A 23,001-nucleotide genomic window follows, 5' to 3' on the forward strand; every position below is an offset into this window, starting at 1 on the left:
CCGCCGCTGAGGGCCCGCACCCCGCCCGGGTGCGGGCCCTCGGTGTGTCCCCCGTTCGGCCTATCCGGCCGGGCGGAACAGGACCACAATTGCGCACTCTGGATTACGCGTTCACTACGCATTCCCTCCCCAGCCCGGCCGAGGAGGTCCCCCTTGTGCGCCTGCCCCGCAGCTTGGCCTCAGCGACCGTCGCCGTCGCCCTCGTGACGTCCCTCTCGTACGACGCGGTACCGCACGCGCGCGTGGAGCCACGGACCCCGCAGGCACGCGTGGCGGCCGCCACGCCGGAGCCGTTCGGCGCCGAGTGCCGGACGCGGATCCGGGGCTCCCATGTGGTCGCCCACTGCCACAACCCCTGGGTCGGCACCGACCGCGTACGGCTGCACATCGAGTGCGACCGCTGGTGGGACCTGGACACGGACAGCGCCCCGGTCGACAACGGGCCCGCGACGACCGTACGGCTCACCGGGCGCTGCTGGAAGGAGGTCCGCTCGGCGTGGGTCAGCCACCAGAAGCGGTGAACCGCCCCGGACGGCACAGGAACGGATAGCTCGCCGCCTCCCGGCCGGCCGCAGCCCCGTCACCCGCCCGGATCGCGTCGACGAGCCGCGTGTGGTCCATGTACGTCTCCGGTGTCAGCTCGTCGCCGATGTCCTCGCGCAGCCAGTCCCGCAGCACCTCGCCCAGGTCCGCGTACATCGCGGTCATCACGTCGTTGTGGGACGCGGACACCACCGCCAGGTGGAAGGTCGCGTCCGCCGTCACGAACGCCTCCGCGTCGCCCGACTCCCAGGCCTCCTCACGCCGCGCCAGCAGCGCGTCGAGCTGCTTGAGGTCCTTCTCCGTGCGCCGCTCCGCGGCCAGCTGCGCGGCGGACGACTCCAGCGTGGAGCGCAGCTCGGCGATGTGCCGAGGGGCGGCGTCGGCGAAGCGGCGGTGCATCACACCGGCCAGCTCACTGGTCGCGACGACGTAGGTGCCGGAGCCCTGGCGGATGTCCAGCAGGCCGTTGTGCGCGAGCGCGCGGACGGCCTCGCGGACCGTGTTGCGGGCGACACCGAGCTGCTCGACCAGCTCCGGCTCCGTGGGGATCCGGGAGCCGACCGGCCATTCGCCCGAGGTGATCTGGGTGCGCAGCGCGGCGATGACCTGCTCGGACAGCACCGAGCGGCGGGGGTGGCTCAGGGGCATGGCACACCTTCCCACAGGGAGGCCGGTCCCGAGCACCGCGACGGTGGATAACCAATCATCCTATGATTCTATGATGAGCCTCATGGCACGCCAGGAAACCCGGACGACGCAGTCCACGACCGCACGAACGTCCCCGTCCCCGACTCGATCCCCGGAACCCGCGGTGAGTACCGCCACGCGCGCGTGGACAGCCCGCCTGGTCGTCGCCGGCATCGTGCTGTCCGCGCTGAACCTCCGCCCCGCCATCACCAGCCTCGGTGCCCTCCTCGAAGAGGTCCGCGACGGGCTCGGCATGAGCGGCAGCGTCGCCGGACTGCTCACCTCGGTGCCCCCGCTCTGCTTCGCCCTGTTCGGCGTCATGGCCCCCCGGCTCGCCCGCCGCTTCGGGGCGGGCGCCGTGGTGTGCGCCGGCATGACCGCCATCACCGCGGGCCTGCTCATCCGCCCGTACGCCGGCGGTACGGCCGGGTTCCTGGCCGCCAGCGCCCTCGCGCTCATGGGCATCGCGGTCAGCAACGTCCTGATGCCGGTCATCGTCAAGCGCTGGTTCCCGGGCCGGGTCGGCTCCATGACCGGCCTGTACTCGATGGCCCTCGCTCTGGGCACCGCGACGGCGGCCGCGGTCACCGTGCCGATGACCGACGCACTCGGCGGGAGCTGGCAGACCGGACTCGCGGTGTGGGCGGGGCTGGCGGCGGCGGCCGTACTGCCGTGGCTTCCGTCCGTACGGAAGCGGAGCGAGGGAACCGCCGAGGAGGGCACCGGGCGGGCGGTGCACGCGCGCGTGGAGCAGCCGCCCGCCCTGAGGATCACCCGGAGCCGTACCGCCTGGGCGCTCGCCGTCTTCTTCGGGCTCCAGGCCACCGCCGCCTACATCACGATGGGCTGGATGGCGCAGATCTTCCGGGACGCGGGCGTGCCCGCGAGCACGGCCGGACTGCTGCTCGCCGTCACGATGGTGATGGGCGTGCCGCTGGCCTTCGTCATCCCGCGGGTGGCCACCCGGCTGCCGCACCAGGGCCCGATCGTGCTCGCCATCGGCGTCTGCGGGCTCGCCGGGTACGCCGGCCTGTACTTCGCGCCGGCGCACGGCGCCTGGGCCTGGGCGGTGCTGCTCGGCGTCGCCAACTGCGCCTTCCCGCTGGCTCTCACCATGGTCGGGATGCGGGCCAGGACCGGCGCCGGCGTCGCCCAGCTGTCGGCCTTCGCGCAGAGCACCGGCTATCTGATCTCCATCCCCGGCCCGCTCCTGGTAGGCGTGCTCTACCAGCACAGCGGCGGCTGGGGCCTGCCGATCGCGCTCATGGCCGGCCTGATGATCCCGCAGATGGTGGTGGGCGTCCTGGCGGGCCGCAACCGCACGGTGGAGGACGAGGCGGCCCGCTGAGCCTCACCCCGGGGGATCCGGCGCCGGGGAGGGGTGCGAGACTTGCCGTATGCCAGTGCTCGACCCGAACCCGCAGAACGGCCAGAAGAAGATGCTGCTCGTCTTCGGCTCGTTCTTCGCCATCTTCGTGATCATCGCCGTCATCGCGTCGATCGCCTCCCCCTGACGCCCGTGGTGGGGCTAGCACCACCATCCCCTAGGGGGTAAGTGTCAGGGTCAACTGGGTGGATCACCGGATGGGTTGGGGGCCGCTCATTCCGTAACTTCGAGATGTGGCCGCGACACGCGGACACGGACCCCCTCGAAGACCAGCGGAGGCACCCATGTCGGCCCCTACGCACACCCGGTCCCGCCCGGCGCCCATGGGCCGTGCCGACATCCGGCTGCCCTGGTGGGCCCTCGTCCTGCCCACGCTCGCGTTCATCACCCTGCTGGTGCTGATCCTCAACCCGTCCGAGGCGCAGGCGGCGGCCACCGACCCCGCGATCCCCCAGCTCGTCGAGCGTGTCCAGCAGCTGATAGCCCGCTGAACACGCGCGGAGCCGCCGGTCAACTCCCTGCGCCCCATGGCGTGTTTCATGCGAAGCTGGGTGCCATGAGCGTCGCAGAACCCCGCAGGATTGTCCTCTTCCGGCATGCGAAAGCCGACTGGCCACAGGTCACCGACCACGAGCGGCCGCTCGCCGAGCGGGGCCGCAAGGACGCCGCAGTCGCCGGACTCAAGCTGGCCGACACCGGCATCTCCTTCGACCTGGCCCTGTGCTCCACGGCGGTCCGGACCCGCGAGACCTGGAAGCTCGCCGTCCAGGAGTTCCCGCACCGGCCGAAAACCGTCTACGAGGAGCGGATCTACGAGGCCTCGCCGGGCGAGCTGATCGCCCTGCTCAACGAAACCCCCGACGACGCGCAGAACGTCCTGCTGATCGGCCACAACCCCGGTGTGCAGGGCCTCGCGGACATCCTGGCCGGATCGGCCGAGGAAGACGCCCGCGAGCGGATGAGCCGCCGCGGCTTCCCGGCCGCCGCCTTCTCCGTGCTGTCGTTCGGCGGCTCCTGGAAGGCCCTGGAGCCGAGCGTGGCCACGCTGCTCGACTACTGGGCGCCGTCCGAGTGACCCCACCGACATGACAGGGCCCGGCACCGCCGCAGTGCCGGGTCCTGTCATGTCGGTGGGGGGGCCGACATATCCCCTAAAGGACAGCCAGTCGGCGTCGGTCAGTCCGTGAGTCAGACCCGGCGGAGAAGACACATCACATCCTCACTGTCAGTCCTCGTCGTGCATGTCGGCGGCCTCGACCTCTTCGCGGGTGACGCCCAGCAGATACAGGACGGTGTCCAGGAACGGCACGTTCACCGCGGTGTGCGCGGCCTCCCGTACCACCGGCTTGGCGTTGAAGGCGACACCGAGACCGGCCGCGTTGAGCATGTCCAGGTCGTTGGCGCCGTCCCCGATCGCCACGGTCTGCACGAGCGGTACGCCCGCCTCCGCGGCGAACCGGCGCAGCAGCCGCGCCTTGCCCGCGCGGTCCACGATCTCGCCGGTGACCCGGCCCGTCAGCTTCCCGTCGACGATCTCGAGGGTGTTGGCCTGGGCGAAGTCCAGCCCAAGACGCTCCTTCAGGTCGTCCGTGACCTGGGTGAACCCACCGGACACGACGCCAACTTGGTAGCCGAGCCGCTTCAGCGTACGGATCAGCGTGCGCGCGCCCGGCGTCAGCCGCACCTCCGTGCGCACCTTGTCCACGACCGAGGCGTCGAGGCCGGCCAGGAGCGCCACACGCGCGTGCAGCGACTGCTCGAAGTCCAGCTCTCCGCGCATCGCGGCCGCCGTCACCTCGGCGACCTTGTCCTCGCAGCCGGCGTGCGCGGCGAAGAGCTCGATCACCTCGTCCTGGATGAGAGTCGAGTCCACGTCCATGACGACGAGCCGCTGGGCGCGCCGGTGCAGTCCGGCGGCGACCACGGCGACGTCGACACCCAGTGCCGCCGCGTCGGTCACCAGAGCGGTCCGCAGCGGCTCGGTCTCCACGCCGGACACCGCGAACTCGACGGCCGTGACCGGGTACTTGGCGAGCCTGAAGATACGGTCGATGTTGCCGCCGGCCCTGGTGATCCTGGCGGCGATGGCGGCTGTCGACCCCGCGGTGAGCGGATGCCCGAGCACGGTGACGAGGGAACGGCCGAGTCCGCGCGGCCGGTTGTCGCCGAGGCCCGAGATGATCTCCGCCTGCATCTTCATGGACTCGGCCCAGCTGTGGACGGTGGCCCGCAGATCCCCTTCGAGTCCGGTCGCCGGCTGGGTCACGAGCGCGCACAGTGTGATCCGGCCACGGGTGACGACCTGCTCGATGTCGACCACGTCGACGGAGTAGGCGGCGAGGGTGTCGAAGAGGCCGGCCGTGATGCCCGGCCTGTCCTTCCCGAAGATCTTGACGAGAAGAGTGGGGACGTCGAAGGTCTGCGAAGCGCTCATGGTGCTCCCACCGTATCCGGCACCCAGTGCCTACCGCGCCCGAGGTCCGCCTGGCGGACACGGAACACTGGGTGTCCGGCAGGTGACGAGGCCCTGACATTCAGGCCACGCCAGCACGCACCCCGCAGGAACCGAGACGACCGACACCGCCGACTCACCGCCCTCCCTTCGGCTCCCGAGGCGGAGGCGGCGGAGGCGGCGGAGGCGGCGGAGGAGGGGGCGGAGGCGGCGATGGCCGCCTCTCGTCCGACGAGGACGAGGACCGCTTCCCGGGAGGCCGCGGCGGCCGTGGGGGCGGCCCGAGCGGCCGCACGACGGTGGGCGCGCCGTACATGTCGTCACCAGCGACAGGAGGCGGCTCAGGGGGAGGAGGGGGGTCTCCTGGCCGACGACCGCTGTCGGGTTGCTGAGGGGTGGGGGAGGGCTGGAGGCTCCCTGAGGGAGGGGCCGGAGTGGCGGGCGGCTGACGGGGATGGGGCGGTTCTGCGGGCCGACGGCCGCTGCCGGGTCGCTGAGGGGCGCCGGGCGCCTGGAGGCCCTCTGGGGGAGCGGGTGGACCGGGGGCGGCCTGCGAGCCCCCTCCCGGCCGACCGCTGCCGAACCGCCGGCCGCCTCGGGGCGGCGGTGATGTCGCCCCGGGCGGCCGCGCGCCTCCGGGAGGCGGGCCCGGGGGCCTGGCGTCCTCCGGCTCCCGCGGCTCGTCCGGCAACCGCAGGTACGGATTGGTGGCCGGGTTGGGCGGCCGGTACGGCGTACCGGGCGCGTACGGCCCGGACCCGCCCGCTTGCCCCGGATACCCGGAGTCTTCAGCCCGCCCACGCTCGCTGGAGTACCCAGAGCTCCCGGCCTGCCCCGGTCCTTCGGTCTGCCTGTGCCTCTCGGCGTATCCGGGCCTCTCGGTCTGTCCTTGGCCTTCGGTGTACCCGGGTCCTTCGGTTTGTCCTTGGCCTTCGGCGTATCCGGGCCTCTCGGTCTGTCCCTGGCCTTCGGCGTACCCGGGCCCCCCGGCCTGCCCGCGCCCTCCGGCCAACGCCCTGACACCCGACGTCCCGCCCCGCGCCAACGGCGCCGCCCGCTGACCCGCAGCCCCGCTCGCGCGGGCGAGCAGCCCCCCTACGGCGCCCGCAACCCCGCCCCACACGGCACCGAGGAGCAACGCCATCCCGAGGTTCCCCTGCAGAACGATCCCGGCGCCGAACGCGTCGAAGCCCAGCACCGACAGTGAGGCGTCCACGGACACCTCCGTCAGCCACGCGAGCAACGGCAAGGCCAACGCCGTAGCGACACCCAGTCGCACCGAACAGCGCCCCGCGAAGCCGAGGGCACCAAGATCCCGTACGCCACCAGACCCCGAAGCCCCGGCGCCGCCGGCCGCCGCACCACCGGAACCCCAGGCCCCCGCGCCCCCAGCACCCGAACCCCCGCCGCCATCGGCCCCCGCATCACCGGAACTCCAGGCCCCTACACCTCCAACATCCGAAGCCCCCGCGGTCCCTGACGCCCCCGAAGGCACTCCCGCAGCCGACGCCACAACCCCCACCGGCGTCCGCACCCCCACCAACACCCCCGCCAGCAGCATCATCAACGCCGCCGCCACCCCCAGCAGCCACACCCGCCCGTCCAGCTCCGCCAGCCTCGGCAGCGTCACGGACTGGTCGGACTCGGAGCTCAGGAGGTCGTCCAGGGGATCCGGCAAGAGGCCGGCCAACGGGCCCGTCGCCCTGCCGTCGAACGGGACGAACAGGCCGATCGGGATGCCCAGCCACGTCCCGTTCGGCGCGCCCAGCAGCGCCGCGCCCGCGATCCGCTTGGGATGGTCGTCGCCGATCGCCGCGTACGCCGCCGCAGCGAACCCCGCCGCCACCGCGACCAGCAGCACGGTGACGAGGGCGGACACGGCCGGCCGTACGACGCGGTGCACGGCATCCCAGCCAGGCGGCAGCGGCGTGCGGCGCGAGGCCAGCAGGGCGATCAGCAGGATCCCGGCGCACCAGGCCACGCCACCCAGCATCGTCGGTGCCGTGTCGACCGTGAAGCCGACCGCCGCCTGCGCGTCGACGAGGTCGCCGATCTGGTCGGGCAGCAGCCCCCCGATGTCCCCGACGTCGCCCACGCCGGGAATCTCGAGGCCGCCGTCCCCGGCATCGCCGGGCAGGTCGTCGAGCCCCAGCGAGCTCCCGTCGATCGTGATCACGTCGTGACCCGCCCAGGCCAGCCCGCCCAGCATCGCCATGAACAGCGCGACCACCGCACCCGCGCGCGCGAGGAGTTCGGACGGCGCGATCACAACTCCCGCCGCCCGCAGGGACCGTAAGAAGAACCAGGACAGCAGCAGCGCACCCACCAGGCTCACACCGAGTGGCGTGATCTCGATGGCGGTCGTCGCCTCCGCACCCGTCAGCCCGAACGCGGACACGTCGCCGGACGGTGTGACGGAACCACCCGCCCCGAGAGCCACAAGTGCCGCAGTCATCGGGCCGAGCGAGGCCGTCGAGTCCGCCTCCAGCAGATGCAGGCCCAGTGCCGCCGTGCCCGCCATCCCGATCAACGCCCAGCTCACGCAGGCGATCGCGGACAGCAGGACGTCCCCCCACGGCAGCCTCGTGCCGTGCCTCGCGGTCTCGACGCTCATGGACGCGCTCATGGCAGACCCCCCGATCCGCTGCGTGGCGCGGTTGCCGCGCATGTCCCCCTCGCGTGGATTACCACTCTCCGGGTCGGTTTCAACCCCGTCAACGGAACCGGACGATGCGTACGCGCGTGGTCCTTACAAGGCCCAACTTTCGGTCAGGGGGGCGAGCCTGAAATAGTTCCCGACGATGTTCGACATCCCTAGACTCCCTGCGATGGGGACAACTCGGGGGACTACTCAGTGGGGCATGGAGTGCCGGAACTCGTACTGGAATTGAATGGACGGACCTGGACGCTCGATGCGTCCAGGCCATACACCCTCGGACGTGATCCGCAGGGTGACATAGTGCTCGACGACGCCAGGGTGTCCTGGCGTCACGCCACGGTCAGCTGGAGCGGCCGCAGTTGGGTCATCGAGGACCACGGCAGCACCAACGGCACGTTCGTGCAGGGGCAGCGGATCCATCAGCTGGAGATCGGCCCCGGTTCGGCCGTGCACCTGGGCAACGCGACCGACGGACCGCGTGTCAACGTCTCCGGCGCCGCGGCGGCCGCTGCGCAGGCACAGCCCCAGCAGCAGCCGTACGCCGCGCAGGGCGCGAACCCCGGCTGGGCCCAGCAGGCGCCGCCGCAGCAGCAGGCCCCGCAGGCCGGCTGGCAGCAGCCGCAGCAGGCCGCGCCCCAGCAGGCTGGCGCGCACATCCCGCCGCAGCAGGGCCCCGGTGGTGGCGCGGGGGCGCCGCCGGTCTACGGCGACCGCAGTCCGACCACGTTCCACCAGTTCGCGCTCGGCCGCGTCATGCGCATCGGCCGCGCCCTGGAGAACGACCTGGTCGTCTCCGACCTGCAGGTCTCCCGGAACCACGCCGAGTTCCACGCGACGCCCGACGGCCGCATGGAGATCCGCGACCTGGGCTCGCACAACGGCACGTACGTCAACGGCCAGCCGATCGCCAAGGGCGGCTCGCAGCTACTGGGGCCAGCCGACATCGTCGGTGTGGGTCACTCCACGTTCCGGATCGTCGGCGACCGGCTCGAGGAGTTCGTCGACACCGGTGAGGTCTCCTTCTCCGCCCGCCATCTGACCGTCACGGTCGACGGCGGCAAGCAGATCCTCAAGGACGTCTCCTTCGGCGTACCGGAGAAGTCGCTGATCGCGGTCATCGGCCCGTCCGGCTCCGGCAAGTCGACCCTGCTCAAGGCGCTCACCGGCTACCGCCCCGCCAACCAGGGCGACGTCCTCTACGACAACCGGAACCTCTACAAGCAGTTCGCCGAGCTACGCCAGCGCATCGGTCTGGTCCCGCAGGACGACATCCTGCACAAGGAACTGACCGTCAAGAAGGCCCTCAAGTACGCGGCCAAGCTCCGCTTCCCGTCCGACACCACGGCAGCCGAGCGCGACGCCCGCATCGACGAGGTGCTGCGCGAGCTCAAGCTGGACATCCACAAGGAGAAGAAGGTCACCTCCCTCTCCGGTGGCCAGCGCAAGCGCGTCTCCGTGGCCCTGGAGCTGCTCACCAAGCCGTCGCTGATCTTCCTGGACGAGCCGACCTCCGGCCTCGACCCGGGCATGGACCGCGACGTCATGCAGCTGCTGCGCGGCCTGGCCGACGACGGCCGTACGGTCCTCGTCGTCACCCACTCGGTGGCCGAGCTGGCGATCTGCGACAAGCTCCTGGTGATGGCGCCGGGCGGTGCGGTCGCCTACTTCGGCCCGCCGGGGGAGGCGCTGAACTTCTTCGGCTACGACACCTGGGCCGACGTCTTCTCCGCCTTCGAGAACTACCGCGACTACGACTGGGCGGGCCGCTGGAAGGGCTCGCAGCACTACCAGATGTACGCCGCGGACATCGACGCCGTTGCCCCGCAGTCCGTACACATGCCTCCGCCGCAGGCGATGCGCCCGCCGAAGCCGCAGGGCTGGATGTCCCAGTTCGGCACGCTGGTGCGCCGCTACGTCTCGGTGATCGCCTCCGACAAGGGCTTCCTGGCGCTGACGGTGATCCTGCCGGCGGTCCTGGGCTCGGTGAGCCTGCTCATCGACGCGGGCAAGGACCTGCTGCCCAACGCGGTCAGCCCGCAGACCGGCCAGCCCATCCCGAACGGCACCGCCACCACGGTCCTGCTGATCCTCGCGGTCGGCGCCTGCTTCGCCGGCGCCGCGAACTCCGTCCGTGAGCTGATCAAGGAACGGGTCATCTACGAGCGGGAGCGCGCGACCGGCCTGTCCCGCTCGGCGTACCTGATGTCCAAGGTGTTCGTGCTCGGTGTGGTCACCGTGCTGCAGGGCCTGATGGTCGGCGTCATCGGCTTCGCCAGCCGGGAGATCCCGGAGGAGGGCCTGGTCCTCAAGAGCCTGCCGCTGCTGGAGCTCTCCCTGCCGATCATGGCGCTGGGCTTCACCTCGATGATGTTCGGCCTGATCATCTCGGCGCTGGTGAAGACGGCCGAGAAGACCATGCCGCTGCTGGTCATGTTCGCGATCATCCAGGTCGTGTTCACCGGCTGCCTGTTCGCCCTGAACGGCTCGATCGGCGTCAACCAGTTCTCGTACCTGATGCCGTCCCGCTGGGCGGTGGGCGCCGCGGGCGCCACGCTGGACTTCAACAAGATCAGCCCGCCCGGCAAGGGCGAGAGCGCCGACCCGCTCTGGGAGCACACCATCGGCGCCTGGAGCATGGACATGGCCGCCCTGATCGCCCTCGGCGTGATCTGCGGCATCTTCGTGGCCCGCTTCCTGCGCCGCCACGAGCCCGAGGTCATGCGCAAGTAACCGCGGTCGTACGACGCCGAAGGGCGGCACCCCCGTCAGGTGGGGTGCCGCCCTTCGGCGTACGCGGTCAGAGGCCCGCGCCGGCCTCAGTACGCGCCGAACACGTTGTCGATCGAGCCGTACCTGTCGGCCGCGTAGTTGGCGGCGGCGGTGATGTTGGCGACCGGGTCCGTGATGTTCCAGGACGTGCCCGAGACGTGGTACGCCTGGAAGGTCGGCGGGATCACCTGCAGCAGGCCCTGGGACGGGACGCCGTTCTGGGCGTTGATGTCCCAGTTGTTGATGGCGTTCGGGTTGCCCGACGACTCCCGCATGATGTTGCGGTACAGGCCGTTGTAGGTGCCCGGGATGCCCTTGGCCCGCATGATGTCGAGGGAGTGCTTGATCCAGCCGTCGAGGTTGTTGGTGTAGGTCTTCGCGGCGACGGGCTTGACCGCGGCGCGCTTGGCGGACCGGCTCGCGGCCTCCTTCGCCTTGCGCTCCGCCTCCGCCTTCTTCTTCGCCGCGGCCTCGGCGGCGGCCTTCTTCTTGGCGGCCTCGTCCGCGGCCTTCTTCTTCGCCTCGGCGGCCTTGGCCTGCAGACTGGCCTCGGCGAACTGGTCGGCGACGCCGGCCTGGGCGGTCTTGAACTGCTCGGAGCTGAACGCCACCGGAGCCGCGACGGCCTCGGACGCGGTCGTGGTCGCGTTGCCCGGAACCGCGGAGAAGGCGAGGGCGGCGGCACCGAGGGCGGCGACACCGGCGATCGCGATCTTGTGGCGCTTGATCAGCGTACGACTGCGATCGCGGCTGGTGGTGTTCTTGAGCATGGCGGGTAGGCCTCTTCGAATAGCGCGGAGGTCGCTCGCTGTCCGGTGGGGGACACGGGTGCTTCCGGCACAAACGCCGCGGGCGGAACCCGCGGCGCTGAGCGACGAGAGCCATTCTTAGCGGCCGCAAAATGGCCAGGCAAAGGTGTGACCTACGAAGCCGGATAGTGGATCGGGGAAGGGCAAAACGGGACAGACTAGAAGGTCTCTCCCGCTCATGCGGGGCACCTTTATCTCCTATTGTCCCTAGTACGTGATCTGCGCCCTATGTGGGGGCTCACATCGGCCGGGTATCAGTCTCACCAGCAGTTGCTGACGCAATGCTCTGTGTGAGGGCTCTCCGCCGGCAGGACGAGATGGACATCCCCGAACTCGTGCCACAGGTAGAGCCCGCCCAGCGCCTCCTCGTACCCGCGGTCGACCGCCGCCCGCCCCGCGACCGCCTCCAGCATCAGCAGATGCGAGGCCTCCGGCTCGTGCAGCCCGGTCAGCAGCCCGTCCACCACCCGCACCCCGCGCTCCGGGGTGACGACCAGATCCGTCCACCCCGCACGCGCGCGTACGACCCCGTCGGCGCCGACCGCCGACTCCACCGCCCGCACGGCTGTCGTCCCCACGGCGACGACCCGGCCGTCTCCCGCCCGCACCGCGTTGATCAGCCGCGCCGACGCCTCGGGCACCGCGAACCGCTCCGGATACGGCGGCTCGTGCGCCTCCGCCGAGGCCACCCCGGTGTGCAGCGTGACCGGCGCGAACTGCATGCCCCGGCTCACCAGCTCCGCCACCATCCGCGCCGTGAAGGGCCGCGCCGCACTCGGCATCTCCGCACTGCCCGCCCCGTCGGCCGACGGCAGCGCGAACACCGTCTGGTACGCGGACAACGGCTGGTCCCGCTCCGTATAGGAGTAACGAATCGGCCGCCCGTACTCCCGCAGCAGCCCCAGAACCGCCGCCGCCCCCTCCGGCCCTGGGAACCGCGCCCACCACAACCGCGCGCTCCTGGCGCTCAGAGGCTCCTCCAGCGTCAGCGCGAGCCCGCCCGGCAGGCGCACCTGCGCTCCCGCCGGTCCGCCCGCACGCGTACGCGTGGTGCCCTTCCCGTCCGGATCCCGCAGCTCGACCGCCCACCGCCCGTCGTCCCCGAGCGAGGAGAAGTGCACCACCACGCGCACGTGCCCGACCCGACCGTCGACCGCGGCGGCCAGCGTCCGGGACGTGTTGACTACGAGCAGGTCCCCGGCCCGCAGCAGCCGCGGCAGCTCCACGAAGGCGTGGTGCGACACCGCGGTCCCGCGCGACACGAGCAGCCGTACGGCGTCCCGGTCCAGCCCCGGCGCCCGCTGCTCGACCGGCACCCGGGCGGACAGCTCCTCGGGCACCCTCCTCCACTCTCGAACGGGATCGAGCGAGGGGACCCCCATCGCGACGGTCACCGTGACTCCAGCAGCGCGGCCGCGGTGTACCGGCTGCTCGCCGGACGCTTGTCGAGCAGCCGCAGAAAGGCCGGCGCGATCTCCTCGGGCGTCGGCGTCCCCGACAGGTCCTCGTCCGGCTCGGCGGCGGCCAGCATGTCCGTACGTATCCCGCCCGGATCGATCCACCAGATCCGCAGCCCCGGCTCCTCGACCGCCAGGACCGCCGACAGCTGGTCCAGGGCCGCCTTGGTCGCTCCGTACCCACCCCAGGTCCGATACGCCTCCACGGCCGCGTCCGAACTCAGGTTGACCACCGCACCGGCCGGCGCCGCACGCAGCAGGGGCAGCGCCTCCTGCAGCAGCCCCAGCGGCGCCACCACATTGGTCTCCAGCGCCGCCCGGAAGCCGTCCAGCGCATGACTGCCGAGCGGCACCAGGGGCTCCGCGCCGAGGATCCCCGCGTTGTTCACCAGCAGGTCGAGACCGCCCAGCTTCCGGGCGGCGGCCACCAGACCGGCCCGGTGCGCGGTGTCCGTGACGTCCCCGGGCGCGGCCTCCACACGTGTTCCGTACCCGGACACCGCCTTCGCCGTCTCCGCGAGGGCTTGCGCACCCCTGGCGTCGAGCACCAGATCCCAGCCGCGCGCGGCCAGCGCCTCGGCGAGCGCCCGCCCCAGCCCCCTGGAAGCCCCCGTGATGATCGCTACCGGCATGACACCCGTCCCCTCGTCATCGACGCCGTCCCATCGGCGTGTCCCCAACGTAGGAACCGGCCCGCCCGCACCGCCTCGGACGCGGGCCGCAAACCGTCGGGGTCCTTCGCCCTGGTCCCACCGGCCTAGGCGGGGCCGTCACAGGTCCGATCCGCGCTGTCACACCCCGCCGGTACCGTGAGGGCATGAGTCAAGGCCCCAGGTCCGGCCTCGCCGCGGTGAGCTCCGCGCTGCTGGCCATGAGCAGGCACCTCGAGGTGCGCGACGTCCTCAAGACGATCGTCGCCTCGGCCCGTGAGCTGCTCGACGCGCAGTACGCCGCGCTCGGCGTGCCGGACGACCACGGCGGCTTCGCCCAGTTCGTCGTCGACGGCGTCAGCGAGCAGCAGTGGCGGGCCATCGGCCCCCTCCCGCGGCAGCACGGCATCCTCGCCTCGATGCTCCAGGAGGCCAAGGCGGAGCGCCTTGCCGATGTCCGCAAGGACCCCCGCTTCGAGGGCTGGCCGTCCGCCCACCCCGAGCTGTCCGACTTCCTGGGCCTGCCGGTCCGCGACGGCGACGAGGTCATCGCCGCGCTGTTCCTGGCCAACAAGCTGCGCCCTGTGGGGGGAAACCCCCCACACCTCCCGTGCCCCGAGCCAGAGGGCAGCTGCGGCTTCACCGAGGAGGACGAGGAACTGCTGTCGATCCTCGCCCAGCACGCCGCGATCGCCCTCACCAACGCACGGCTCTACGAGCGCAGCCGCGAACTGACCATCGCCGAGGAGCGCTCCCGCCTCGCGCATGAACTGCACGACGCGGTCAGCCAGAAGCTGTTCTCGCTGCGCCTGACCGCCCAGGCCGCCGCCACCCTCGTGGACCGCGACCCGTCCCGCGCCAAGGGCGAGCTGCAGCAGGTGGCCGCCCTCGCCGCCGAGGCCGCCGACGAACTGCGCGCGGCCGTCGTCGAGTTGAGGCCCGCGGCACTGGACGAGGACGGTCTGGCCGCGACCCTCCGTACCCAGATCCAGGTCATGGACCGCGCCCACAGCGCGCGCGTGACCTTCGCCGGCCGGGGCGTCCGCGCCTTGCCCGCCGCCCAGGAGGAGGCCCTGCTCAGGGTCGCCCAGGAGGCCCTGCACAACGCCCTGCGGCACTCCGGAGCCGAGCATGTCGACGTCACCCTGGACCGGCGCGGCAGCGGAGCCGTCCTGCGGGTCACCGACGACGGCGGCGGCTTCGACCCCCAGGGGATACGCCGCGCCGGACGCCACCTCGGCCTGGTCTCCATGCGGGACCGGGCGAGCGGGGTCGGTGGCTCGCTGACCGTGGAATCGGCGCCCGGCAAGGGCACCACGATCGAGATGGAGGTCCCCGGTGGGTGACCCAATCAAGGTGCTGCTCGTCGACGACCACCAGGTGGTCCGCCGCGGCCTGCGCACCTTCCTGGAGGTGCAGGACGACATCGAGGTCGTCGGTGAGGCCGCCGACGGCGCCGAGGGAGTCGCCCGCGCCGAGGAACTGAAGCCCGACGTCGTCCTCATGGACGTCAAGATGCCGGGCATGGACGGCGTCGACGCCCTGCGCAAGCTCCGCGAACTCGACAACCCCGCGCGCGTGCTGATCGTCACCAGCTTCACCGAGCAGCGCACGGTGGTCCCGGCCCTGCGCGCGGGCGCCGCGGGTTACGTCTACAAGGACGTGGACCCCGACGCCCTCGCCGGGGCCATCCGCTCCGTCCACGCGGGCCACATCCTGCTCCAGCCGGAGGTCGCCGGCGCTCTGCTCTCCCAGGAGGAGGCCAACTCGGGCCAGGGGAGGGCCGGTTCGCTCACGGAGCGGGAGCGCGAGGTGCTGGGCCTGATAGCGGACGGCCGCTCCAACCGCGAGATCGCCCGGGCCCTGGTGCTCTCCGAGAAGACCGTCAAGACGCATGTCTCGAACATCCTGATGAAGCTCGACCTCGCGGACCGCACCCAGGCGGCGCTGTGGGCCGTACGCCATGGCGTGACCGGCTGAAACGCTCTGCGGAGGACGTGACCGACGGCAATACGGAGAGTTCCGCTCCGGGCTGAGATTCATACCGTCGTGGGAATGTCGCCCGGATGGCGCATCCTTCGTGGATCTCCGGCGTTCTTCAGTGCATGCTGCGGCGACTGCCGCGGCAATCGCTAGGAGGGCTTAGAAGTGAAGAACCTGAAGAAGGCAGCGGCCGTGACGATGGTGGCCGGCGGGCTGATCGCCGCCGGTGCCGGGATGGCCTCCGCCACCGACGGCGGCGCGCACGCCGGCGGCCAGGCCGTGGGCTCGCCCGGCGTCGCCTCGGGCAACCTCGTCCAGGCCCCGGTCCACATCCCGGTGAACGCGGTCGGCAACAGCGTGAACGTCGTCGGCGTGCTGAACCCCGCCTTCGGCAACCTCGGCGTCAACCACTGACGTCCGCCGCTGAGCGAGCAGTGACCTCCGGCCTCCCGGGCGCTCCCGGGAGGCCGGTCAGTCTGTAGGCCCAATGGACCGAACGGGCAATTGAACACAATTTCCCGCACCGTTCCCGTTCCCTCCGGCGTTGATCAGCGCACGACCCACGGGCCGGGTCGGACATGGAAACGCAGGAGGAACGCTTCTCATGAACATTGCCAAGAAGGCCGCCGTGGCCCTCACAGTCGTCGGTATCGCCACTGGTGCGTCCGCCGGCGCCGCTGTCGCCGACGCGGGTGCCGACGGCGCGGCCGTGACGTCGCCGGGCGTCGGCTCGGGCAACCTCGTCCAGGTCCCGACCCACGTCCCCGTCAACGTGGTCGGCAACACGGTCAACGGCATCGCGGCCCTGAACCCGGCCTTCGGCAACGGGGGCACGAACGACTGACACCGGCCGACCGAAGAGGGCCCCGCCAGGATGACTGGCGGGGCCCTCCGGTTTGCCGAGCCCCACCAAGCAGCCGGGCACTCACACCTCCGGCGCGACGCACCATCGGCGCAGCCGCGGACATCCGCCCAGCTGGGGGCAGCCGCACCCCTGGGGCGGCGCCCCACCCACGCAGCCGCGGACATCCGCCCAGCTGGGGGCAGTCGTGCCGCTTGGGTCGGCGCCCGTCCCAAGGGGAGGCGGCACCCCGCCGGCGCCCGGCTGTGCGCCCCCGCCCAGTACCAACGCCGGTCACCAGACCCCGACGCTCACCGAACCCCCCGCTCCCGCTCCTCCACAACGGAGTTGTACGCAGCGACCTGCGCCCGCCGAGCAGTCCGTTCCACCGGCCGCAACGCAGCCCCTCGAGCCACCATCTCCGACGCGCTCACCGCACCCCCGTGCCCGTTCTCGTACGCCAGCGAAACCAGCACCCCCACCCGCTGCGACAACTCCAGCACCCGCACCGCCCGAGGCGGATACCCCGGAGCCAACACCTTCCGCCCCCGCTCGGCCCGAGCCCGATACGCATCGATCGCCGCCTCAGCCACCGGCCCCGACCCGGCCACATCCAGCCGCGACAGCACGTCGGTCGCATCCCGCAGCGCCTCGGCAAGCTCCCGCTCCGCCTCCCCCAGCGACGGCACATCCGCAGGCGGCGCCTCCCGCACGGGCAGCACATGCCACACGACCTCGACGTGCACATCACCCTCGGGCCCCGCTTCGTACACCTCCGGCACCAACCCGAACGCCGCGCCGTAACAGACCACCGCCTCCTCGGCATCCAGCGCCCGCGCGTTGAACTCCGGCGGCCCGCTCAGCCCCAGCGGATGCCCCGGCGCCGGCAGCGCGACCCGCAGCCCGGTCACCCCCAGCGTCCGCAGCCGTCCCAGCGCCAGCGTGAGCCCGACGGGCGCCGACTCACCCGGCAGCCCCTCGACCCGGTGCACGGCGTCGTCCCCGACGATCTCGAGCACAGCGTCATCCGGAGAGACAAGTCCGACCAAAAGGGCATTTCCCCAAGCCGCAAGGCGTCCTGAACGTGGTTCCGAGAGCATGCCCCCACCCTAAGGACCGGACCGATGGAATGACGCGCCACACCGGTGGCGTAGATTTCCTTGAGGGCTGCGCCCACACGCGCACGCGACAGCCGAGACGCCGAGACCGGTCACACTGCAAGGGGAGACAGCACGCTCATGAGCGATGTTCTGGAGCTTCAGGACGTATCCGTGGTCCGCGAGGGCCGGGCTCTGGTGGACCAGGTCTCCTGGTCGGTCAAGGAGGGCGAGCGCTGGGTCATCCTCGGCCCCAACGGCGCCGGCAAGACCACCCTTCTGAACGTCGCGTCCAGCTACCTCTACCCCAGCACCGGCACCGCCACCATCCTCGGTGAGACCCTCGGCAAGCCCGGCACCGACGTCTTCGAACTGCGCCCGCGCATCGGCATGGCCGGCATCGCCCTCGTCGACAAGCTGCCCAAGCGCCAGACCGTCCTGCAGACCGTGCTGACCGCCGCGTACGGCATGACGGCCGGCTGGCAGGAGGAGTACGACGACATCGACGAGCAGCGCGCCCGCGCCTTCCTCGACCGCCTCGGCATGACCGACTTCCTGGACCGCAAGTTCGGCACCCTCTCCGAGGGCGAGCGCAAGCGCACCCTCATCGCCCGCGCCCTGATGACCGACCCCGAGCTGCTCCTCCTCGACGAGCCCGCCGCCGGCCTCGACCTCGGCGGCCGCGAGGACCTCGTACGCCGCCTCGGTCGCCTCGCCCGCGACCCGATCGCCCCCTCCATGATCATGGTCACGCACCACGTCGAGGAGATCGCCCCCGGCTTCACCCACGTCCTGATGATCCGCCAGGGCAAGGTTCTCGCCGCCGGCCCGCTGGAGCTCGAGCTCACCTCCCGCAACCTCTCCCTCTGCTTCGGACTCCCGCTCGTCGTCGAACAACTCGGCGACCGCTGGACCGCCCAGGGCCTCCCGATGGCCTGAGCGAGCCCAAGTCGCCGGAAAACACAGGCAATAAGCCCGTGCCAACCTGATCTGCGCCCTGTCCCGGACAGGACTCGCGGACCTACCATGACCTTGTGAACGACATCGACGCTTGGGTGTGGTGGCTCGTCGGCGCGGTCGCGCTCGGAATCCCGCTCGTGGTGACCGCGATGCCGGAGTTCGGCATGTTCGCCGTGGGCGCAGTGGCCGCCGCGGCGGTCGCCGGATTCGGCGGTGACGTCGTCATCCAGGTTCTCGTCTTCGCCGTCGTCTCGGTGGCCCTGATCGCCGTCGTACGGCCCATCGCGGCCCGGCACCGCTCCCAACGACCCCAATTCGCCAGCGGCGTGGAGGCGTTGAAGGGAAGGCAGGCTGTCGTACTGGAACGGGTCGACAGCTACGGCGGCCGGATCAAGCTCGCCGGGGAGATCTGGTCGGCACGCTCCCTCGACACCGGACGCGCCTACGAAGTGGGCGAAGAAGTGGACGTCGTGGAGATCGAGGGCGCCACGGCGATCATCATGTGACCTCGCACGACATAAGTGGCCTGAACACCCCACGGGGTACACGACGGTCTGTCACACTCGACCAGCAAGATCTTCAACAACCATAAGATCTTCCGAAAGCGCCGAGGCGGAGAAGGGTACGGGGAGCACGATGGAACCGGTCATCATCGTCTTGATCATCCTGGTGGTGTTGGTGTTCATCGCCCTGATCAAGACGATCCAGGTCATCCCACAGGCGAGCGCGGCCATCGTGGAGCGCTTCGGCCGCTACACGCGGACACTCAACGCGGGCCTCAACATCGTCGTCCCGTTCATAGACACCATCCGCAACCGCATCGACCTGCGCGAACAGGTCGTGCCGTTCCCGCCGCAGCCGGTGATCACCCAGGACAACCTGGTGGTCAACATCGACACGGTCATCTACTACCAGGTGACCGACGCCCGCGCCGCGACGTACGAGGTCGCCAGCTACATCCAGGCGATCGAGCAGCTCACCGTCACCACCCTCCGCAACATCATCGGCGGCATGGACCTGGAGCGGACCCTGACCTCCCGCGAGGAGATCAACGCGGCCCTGCGCGGCGTCCTCGACGAGGCCACCGGCAAGTGGGGCATCCGCGTCAACCGCGTCGAGCTCAAGGCGATCGAGCCGCCCACCTCCATCCAGGACTCGATGGAGAAGCAGATGCGCGCCGATCGTGACAAGCGCGCCGCCATCCTCACCGCCGAAGGTACGCGTCAGGCCGCCATCCTCACCGCCGAAGGTGAGAAGCAGTCCCAGATCCTGCGCGCCGAGGGTGAGGCCAAGGCCGCCGCCCTGCGCGCCGAGGGTGAGGCCCAGGCCGTCCGTACGGTCTTCGAGGCCATCCACGCCGGCGACCCGGACCAGAAGCTCCTCTCCTACCAGTACCTCCAGATGCTCCCGAAGATCGCCGAAGGCGACGCCAACAAGCTCTGGATCGTCCCCAGCGAAATCGGTGACGCTCTCAAGGGCCTGTCCGGCGCCATGGGTAACTTCGGCGCCATGGGCGGCGGTTCGGGCGGCAGCGGCAGCGGCAGCGGCAACGGCAACGGCGGCGCGGGCACGGAACGCCGAGAGAAGCCGTCAATCGACTGACAGAAGAACCCCGCGCCCCTTTGGGGCGCGGGGTTCTTTCGATCTGCAGACGCTACGCCGCATCCCGCGCGAGCCAACTCGGCAGCGCAGCCAAGTCATCCTGAGCCAACGTCAGCAGCATCGCATCCTGCGGCGTCGGCTCGAACGGCTCCCGCAGCAACGGCATCCCCGCCTGCTCCGGCGTCCGGTCGGCCTTGCGATGGTTGTCCTCGGCGCACGAGGCGACCGTATTCAGCCAGGAGTCCGTACCACCCTGCGCCCGCGGGACCACGTGGTCCACGGTCGTCGCCCGCCGCCCGCAGTACGCGCACCTGTGCCGGTCCCGGACCAGCACACCCCGCCTCGACCACGGCGCTTGTCTTCGGAACGGCACCCGTACATACCTGCAGAGCCTGATCACCCGGGGCACCGGTATGTCGACCGCGGCTCCGCGCATGCGCAGTTCGGGGTGGGCCTGCTCCACGACGGCCTTGTCCTGCAGCACCAGAACGACGGCTCGGTTCAACGTCACCGTCGACAGCGGCTCGAAGCTCGCGTTCAGTACCAGCGTGTCCCGCATACCAGCCCACCTCCTGTGTGCACCGACCCACCCCCTGGCGGGCTGGGATCAACTCTGGCCGGGCACGCCGAGATGGACAACGAAATAAAAAATGCCCGCCCCTGATCACTTCCAAGACCAGAGGCGGGCAAACGTTCCATGAACGTCAGTCTTCGGCAGGCACCTCGTACTCACCGATCAGCTGAGCGCGGGCGATCGAGTGGAACCTCAGATTGAAGCCCACGAAGGCCGGACTGGCGTCGGCGTCCGGACCGAGCTTCTCCTGATCCACGGCGTACACCGTGAACACATACCGGTGCGGTCCGTCCCCGGGCGGCGGCGCGGCACCGCCGAAGTCCTTCGACCCGTAGTCGTTACGAGCCTGGATCGCACCCTCCGGCAGACCCTCGAACTTGCCACTGCCCGCACCCGCCGGCAGCTCGGTCACCGAGGTCGGGATGTCGAACAGCACCCAGTGCCAGAACCCACTGCCCGTCGGAGCATCGGGGTCGTAGCAGGTCACGGCGAAGCTCTTGGTCTCGGGCGGAAAGCCCTCCCACCGCAGCTGCGGCGAGGTGTTGCCGGCCGCGTAGACCTGAGCGTCCTTGAGGGTCGCGCCCTCCTCGACGTCCTCACTCGTGACCGTGAACGACGGCACGGGCGGATGGAAGTCGTGGGGGAGAGGCCGCCTCTTGAGCTCGGTCACCTCGGTACCTCCTGATCGTGGAATCCGTAGATCCCGAGCCTAGAACCAGTTGCGCTTGCTGCCGACCTCGGACAGCCACTGGTTCAGGTACGCCGCCCAGTCGGTCCCCTGGAAGTCGTGCAGACCCACCTGGAAGGACCGGAAGGTGTCGCTGCCCTCGCTGAACAGCCCGGGCTTCTTGTCCATCTCGAGGATGACGTCCATCGCGTTCTCGTCGGCGACGAAGCTCAGCTCGACCTGGTTGATGCCGCGGTACTGCTGAGGCGGGAAGAACTCGATCTCCTGGTAGAACGGCAGCTTCTGACGCGTACCCCGGATGTGGCCGCGCTCCATGTCCGCGTTCTTGAAGCGGAAGCCCAGCTGGATGAAGGCGTCCAGGATCGCCTTCTGCGCGGGCAGCGGGTGCACATTGATCGGGTCCAGGTCGGTGGAGTCCACGGCCCGCGCGATCGCCAGCTCGGTGGTCACACCGATGTTCATCCCGCGCAGCGTCTGCCCGTCGATCGTCGTGACCGGCGTCTCCCAGGGGATCTCAAGACCGAAGGGCACCGCGTGCACGGCCTGGGCCTGCAGCTCGAAGGCACCCCCGAGCTGCATCTTGGTGAACTCGATGTCCTGCCTGTACTCCGAGTCCTGACCCTCGACCTCGACCCGCGCCTGGAGGCCCACGGACAGGCCCTCCACGTTCTGGTTCACGGACCCGCCCTGAATCCGCACCTCACCCTGGACGACACCGCCCGGAACGACGTTGACCTCGGTCAGCACCGTCTCGACCGAAGCCCCGCCGGCCCCCAGGCTCGCGAGCAGCTTCTTGAACGCCATGTCTCTCCTCTTTCAGAGTGGATCCTTGGTCCCTACAAACGCGATCCGGCCGCGGCCGGTTCCGCGCCCTCACCCTGGCAAGGCGAACGCCCGCTGACCACCCCGTTGCAGCCACCCGTCTGCACTACTCTCGGACGGCATGATCGCGACCCCCGACCGTACGCCCCTGCCCCGGGCGTTCTTCGACCGCCCTGTGCTGGAAGTGGCCCCCGACCTCCTGGGCCGCCTTCTCGTACGCACCACCCCGAACGGTCCGATCACCCTCCGCCTCACGGAGGTGGAGGCCTACGACGGTCCGAACGACCCCGGCTCCCACGCCTATCGCGGGCGTACCGCTCGCAATGACGTGATGTTCGGTCCGCCCGGACGCGTCTACGTCTACTTCACCTACGGCATGTGGCACTGCATGAACCTGGTGTGCGGTCCGGACGGCACGGCGAGCGCGGTCCTGCTCCGCGCCGGCGAGATCGTCGAGGGCGCCGAGCTCGCCCGTAAACGTCGACTCTCGGCCCGATACGACAAGGAACTGGCCAAAGGCCCCGCCCGCCTGGCCACGGCCCTGGACGTCGACCGAGTCCTGGACGGCACGGACGCGTGCGCCCCCGCCGAGACTCCGCTGAGGGTCCTCGCCGGGACCCCGGTCCCCTCCGACCAGGTACGCAGTGGCCCACGCACCGGCGTGGCCGGCGACGGAGGCAACGGGGACGTCCATCCCTGGCGCTTCTGGATCGCCAACGACCCCACGGTGAGCCCTTATCGGGCCCATGTCCCGAGGCGCCGACGAAGTTGACTCGCCTCGGGGAGGCGCGTAACGTAGCCCGAGCCGCTTGAACCGGGTACGGCGATCGCCTGCAGCCGGAAGCGGCCAACCCACTACCTACGACTCCCTCTCAGCAGGGGCGAATTCGTCATGCTTGCATGCCTGAATTCGAGCTCGCGGAACTCGATTATGAGTTGGCGAGGGGATCGGCTAACGTAGTGAATGTCGAAAGGTCGACGGGCGAAAGCCCAAGGCCACTGGCAAATCCCGCCGACAGGG

Annotated in this window: 24 protein-coding genes; 14 read left to right on the forward strand and 10 right to left on the reverse strand. The window is 70.7% G+C overall.

Translation table 11 applies throughout. The annotated features are described in order from the left end of the window. The first annotated feature begins 155 nt into the window (after positions 1 to 155). Complete coding sequence (locus tag AQJ91_RS03210) at positions 156 to 521, forward strand: hypothetical protein (RefSeq protein ID WP_067015916.1); 366 nt, start codon at positions 156 to 158, stop codon at positions 519 to 521. On the opposite strand, the gene AQJ91_RS03215 is transcribed toward AQJ91_RS03210, so the two are convergent. Continuing rightward, positions 502 to 1,191 (reverse strand): FadR/GntR family transcriptional regulator, encoded by a 690-nt coding sequence (locus AQJ91_RS03215; protein WP_067015919.1) that lies wholly within the window; start codon positions 1,189 to 1,191, stop codon positions 502 to 504. The genes AQJ91_RS03210 and AQJ91_RS03215 overlap by 20 nt on opposite strands. Before the next feature lie 70 nt (positions 1,192 to 1,261). On the opposite strand from AQJ91_RS03215, the gene AQJ91_RS03220 reads away from it, so the two are divergent. The 4 genes from AQJ91_RS03220 to AQJ91_RS03230 all read left to right on the forward strand — a co-directional run bounded on the left by AQJ91_RS03220 (position 1,262) and on the right by AQJ91_RS03230 (position 3,692). Beyond that, positions 1,262 to 2,578, forward strand: a complete 1,317-nt coding sequence (locus AQJ91_RS03220) for a CynX/NimT family MFS transporter (protein ID WP_067015922.1) — start codon at positions 1,262 to 1,264, stop codon at positions 2,576 to 2,578. 49 nt (positions 2,579 to 2,627) lie between these two features. Then, positions 2,628 to 2,744: an SGM_5486 family transporter-associated protein gene (locus AQJ91_RS57275; RefSeq protein ID WP_107082878.1), complete on the forward strand. Its 117-nt coding sequence runs from the start codon at positions 2,628 to 2,630 to the stop codon at positions 2,742 to 2,744. Between the two features lie 157 nt (positions 2,745 to 2,901). After that, entirely contained in the window at positions 2,902 to 3,108 is a 207-nt protein-coding gene (locus tag AQJ91_RS03225) for a hypothetical protein (protein WP_067015925.1), read from the forward strand. Positions 3,109 to 3,173: 65 nt separating this feature from the next. Then, a complete protein-coding gene (locus AQJ91_RS03230; RefSeq protein ID WP_067016139.1) occupies positions 3,174 to 3,692 on the forward strand; it encodes a SixA phosphatase family protein in 519 nt (172 codons plus the stop codon). A gap of 150 nt (positions 3,693 to 3,842) precedes the next feature. On the opposite strand, the gene serB is transcribed toward AQJ91_RS03230, so the two are convergent. Beyond that, entirely contained in the window at positions 3,843 to 5,051 is a 1,209-nt protein-coding gene (gene serB, locus AQJ91_RS03235) for a phosphoserine phosphatase SerB (protein WP_067015928.1), read from the reverse strand. Between the two features lie 154 nt (positions 5,052 to 5,205). After that, the gene (locus AQJ91_RS51785) at positions 5,206 to 7,695 is read right to left on the reverse strand and encodes a streptophobe family protein (RefSeq protein ID WP_234381786.1); all 2,490 of its coding nucleotides are present in this window, start codon (positions 7,693 to 7,695) and stop codon (positions 5,206 to 5,208) included. 240 nt (positions 7,696 to 7,935) lie between these two features. Between AQJ91_RS51785 and AQJ91_RS03245 the strand changes: the two genes are divergently transcribed. Continuing rightward, on the forward strand, positions 7,936 to 10,458 hold the full coding sequence (locus AQJ91_RS03245) for an ABC transporter ATP-binding protein/permease (RefSeq protein WP_067015931.1): 2,523 nt from the start codon (positions 7,936 to 7,938) through the stop codon (positions 10,456 to 10,458). Between the two features lie 86 nt (positions 10,459 to 10,544). On the opposite strand, the gene AQJ91_RS03250 is transcribed toward AQJ91_RS03245, so the two are convergent. The 3 genes from AQJ91_RS03250 to AQJ91_RS03260 form a co-directional block, all read right to left on the reverse strand. Continuing rightward, positions 10,545 to 11,267, reverse strand: coding sequence for a transglycosylase SLT domain-containing protein (locus tag AQJ91_RS03250; protein WP_067015934.1), 723 nt, complete (start codon positions 11,265 to 11,267; stop codon positions 10,545 to 10,547). 299 nt (positions 11,268 to 11,566) lie between these two features. Then, positions 11,567 to 12,688, reverse strand: coding sequence for an S-adenosylmethionine:tRNA ribosyltransferase-isomerase (locus tag AQJ91_RS03255; RefSeq protein ID WP_067016142.1), 1,122 nt, complete (start codon positions 12,686 to 12,688; stop codon positions 11,567 to 11,569). Positions 12,689 to 12,696: 8 nt separating this feature from the next. After that, positions 12,697 to 13,395 carry an SDR family NAD(P)-dependent oxidoreductase gene (locus AQJ91_RS03260; RefSeq protein WP_067015937.1) on the reverse strand — a complete coding sequence of 233 codons (699 nt, stop codon included), beginning with the start codon at positions 13,393 to 13,395 and terminating at the stop codon, positions 12,697 to 12,699. Between the two features lie 185 nt (positions 13,396 to 13,580). Between AQJ91_RS03260 and AQJ91_RS03265 the strand changes: the two genes are divergently transcribed. The 4 genes from AQJ91_RS03265 (at position 13,581) to AQJ91_RS03280 (ending at position 16,240) form a co-directional block, all read left to right on the forward strand. Continuing rightward, positions 13,581 to 14,759: a GAF domain-containing sensor histidine kinase gene (locus AQJ91_RS03265; RefSeq protein ID WP_067015940.1), complete on the forward strand. Its 1,179-nt coding sequence runs from the start codon at positions 13,581 to 13,583 to the stop codon at positions 14,757 to 14,759. Further along, positions 14,752 to 15,393 carry a response regulator gene (locus AQJ91_RS03270; RefSeq protein ID WP_067015943.1) on the forward strand — a complete coding sequence of 214 codons (642 nt, stop codon included), beginning with the start codon at positions 14,752 to 14,754 and terminating at the stop codon, positions 15,391 to 15,393. The genes AQJ91_RS03265 and AQJ91_RS03270 overlap by 8 nt, the downstream gene beginning before the upstream one ends. 168 nt (positions 15,394 to 15,561) lie before the next feature. Beyond that, positions 15,562 to 15,810 (forward strand): chaplin ChpE, encoded by a 249-nt coding sequence (gene chpE / locus AQJ91_RS03275; RefSeq protein WP_067015946.1) that lies wholly within the window; start codon positions 15,562 to 15,564, stop codon positions 15,808 to 15,810. Positions 15,811 to 16,000: 190 nt separating this feature from the next. Next, positions 16,001 to 16,240: a chaplin gene (locus AQJ91_RS03280; RefSeq protein ID WP_067015949.1), complete on the forward strand. Its 240-nt coding sequence runs from the start codon at positions 16,001 to 16,003 to the stop codon at positions 16,238 to 16,240. A gap of 308 nt (positions 16,241 to 16,548) precedes the next feature. On the opposite strand, the gene AQJ91_RS03285 is transcribed toward AQJ91_RS03280, so the two are convergent. Beyond that, positions 16,549 to 17,337: a hypothetical protein gene (locus AQJ91_RS03285; protein ID WP_079084628.1), complete on the reverse strand. Its 789-nt coding sequence runs from the start codon at positions 17,335 to 17,337 to the stop codon at positions 16,549 to 16,551. Positions 17,338 to 17,475: 138 nt separating this feature from the next. Between AQJ91_RS03285 and AQJ91_RS03290 the strand changes: the two genes are divergently transcribed. From AQJ91_RS03290 to AQJ91_RS03300, 3 genes are all read left to right on the forward strand, one after another. Then, on the forward strand, positions 17,476 to 18,273 hold the full coding sequence (locus AQJ91_RS03290; protein ID WP_067015955.1) for an ABC transporter ATP-binding protein: 798 nt from the start codon (positions 17,476 to 17,478) through the stop codon (positions 18,271 to 18,273). Between the two features lie 95 nt (positions 18,274 to 18,368). Beyond that, on the forward strand, positions 18,369 to 18,800 hold the full coding sequence (locus AQJ91_RS03295; RefSeq protein WP_067015958.1) for an NfeD family protein: 432 nt from the start codon (positions 18,369 to 18,371) through the stop codon (positions 18,798 to 18,800). 130 nt (positions 18,801 to 18,930) lie between these two features. Continuing rightward, a complete protein-coding gene (locus AQJ91_RS03300) occupies positions 18,931 to 19,896 on the forward strand; it encodes an SPFH domain-containing protein (protein WP_067015961.1) in 966 nt (321 codons plus the stop codon). A 52-nt stretch (positions 19,897 to 19,948) separates the two neighbouring features. Here the strand turns inward: AQJ91_RS03300 and AQJ91_RS03305 are convergent, their stop codons facing one another. From AQJ91_RS03305 to AQJ91_RS03315, 3 genes are all read right to left on the reverse strand, one after another. Continuing rightward, positions 19,949 to 20,455, reverse strand: coding sequence for an HNH endonuclease (locus AQJ91_RS03305; protein ID WP_067015964.1), 507 nt, complete (start codon positions 20,453 to 20,455; stop codon positions 19,949 to 19,951). Positions 20,456 to 20,600: 145 nt separating this feature from the next. Beyond that, positions 20,601 to 21,140 (reverse strand): YbhB/YbcL family Raf kinase inhibitor-like protein, encoded by a 540-nt coding sequence (locus AQJ91_RS03310; protein WP_067015967.1) that lies wholly within the window; start codon positions 21,138 to 21,140, stop codon positions 20,601 to 20,603. A 39-nt stretch (positions 21,141 to 21,179) separates the two neighbouring features. Continuing rightward, positions 21,180 to 21,962 (reverse strand): sporulation protein, encoded by a 783-nt coding sequence (locus AQJ91_RS03315; RefSeq protein ID WP_067015970.1) that lies wholly within the window; start codon positions 21,960 to 21,962, stop codon positions 21,180 to 21,182. A gap of 139 nt (positions 21,963 to 22,101) precedes the next feature. Between AQJ91_RS03315 and AQJ91_RS03320 the strand changes: the two genes are divergently transcribed. Further along, positions 22,102 to 22,752 carry a DNA-3-methyladenine glycosylase gene (locus AQJ91_RS03320; protein WP_067015973.1) on the forward strand — a complete coding sequence of 217 codons (651 nt, stop codon included), beginning with the start codon at positions 22,102 to 22,104 and terminating at the stop codon, positions 22,750 to 22,752. Positions 22,753 to 23,001 lie beyond the last annotated feature (249 nt).

The sequence above is a fragment of the Streptomyces dysideae genome (assembly GCF_001514305.1).
GTDB lineage: Bacteria > Actinomycetota > Actinomycetes > Streptomycetales > Streptomycetaceae > Streptomyces > Streptomyces dysideae.

Coding starts and splice junctions, on each gene's coding strand:
- AQJ91_RS03220 (WP_067015922.1), top strand. CDS start 1,262: ATGATGAGCCTCATGGCACGCCAGGAAACCCGGACGACGCAGTCCACG.
- AQJ91_RS03225 (WP_067015925.1), top strand. CDS start 2,902: ATGTCGGCCCCTACGCACACCCGGTCCCGCCCGGCGCCCATGGGCCGT.
- AQJ91_RS03265 (WP_067015940.1), top strand. CDS start 13,581: ATGAGTCAAGGCCCCAGGTCCGGCCTCGCCGCGGTGAGCTCCGCGCTG.
- AQJ91_RS03255 (WP_067016142.1), bottom strand. CDS start 12,688: ATGGGGGTCCCCTCGCTCGATCCCGTTCGAGAGTGGAGGAGGGTGCCC.
- AQJ91_RS03290 (WP_067015955.1), top strand. CDS start 17,476: ATGAGCGATGTTCTGGAGCTTCAGGACGTATCCGTGGTCCGCGAGGGC.
- AQJ91_RS57275 (WP_107082878.1), top strand. CDS start 2,628: ATGCCAGTGCTCGACCCGAACCCGCAGAACGGCCAGAAGAAGATGCTG.
- AQJ91_RS03285 (WP_079084628.1), bottom strand. CDS start 17,337: ATGCTCTCGGAACCACGTTCAGGACGCCTTGCGGCTTGGGGAAATGCC.
- AQJ91_RS03320 (WP_067015973.1), top strand. CDS start 22,102: ATGATCGCGACCCCCGACCGTACGCCCCTGCCCCGGGCGTTCTTCGAC.
- AQJ91_RS03260 (WP_067015937.1), bottom strand. CDS start 13,395: ATGCCGGTAGCGATCATCACGGGGGCTTCCAGGGGGCTGGGGCGGGCG.
- AQJ91_RS03315 (WP_067015970.1), bottom strand. CDS start 21,962: ATGGCGTTCAAGAAGCTGCTCGCGAGCCTGGGGGCCGGCGGGGCTTCG.
- AQJ91_RS03250 (WP_067015934.1), bottom strand. CDS start 11,267: ATGCTCAAGAACACCACCAGCCGCGATCGCAGTCGTACGCTGATCAAG.
- AQJ91_RS03300 (WP_067015961.1), top strand. CDS start 18,931: ATGGAACCGGTCATCATCGTCTTGATCATCCTGGTGGTGTTGGTGTTC.
- AQJ91_RS03305 (WP_067015964.1), bottom strand. CDS start 20,455: ATGCGGGACACGCTGGTACTGAACGCGAGCTTCGAGCCGCTGTCGACG.
- AQJ91_RS51785 (WP_234381786.1), bottom strand. CDS start 7,695: ATGAGCGCGTCCATGAGCGTCGAGACCGCGAGGCACGGCACGAGGCTG.
- AQJ91_RS03215 (WP_067015919.1), bottom strand. CDS start 1,191: ATGCCCCTGAGCCACCCCCGCCGCTCGGTGCTGTCCGAGCAGGTCATC.
- AQJ91_RS03280 (WP_067015949.1), top strand. CDS start 16,001: ATGAACATTGCCAAGAAGGCCGCCGTGGCCCTCACAGTCGTCGGTATC.
- serB (WP_067015928.1), bottom strand. CDS start 5,051: ATGAGCGCTTCGCAGACCTTCGACGTCCCCACTCTTCTCGTCAAGATC.
- AQJ91_RS03230 (WP_067016139.1), top strand. CDS start 3,174: ATGAGCGTCGCAGAACCCCGCAGGATTGTCCTCTTCCGGCATGCGAAA.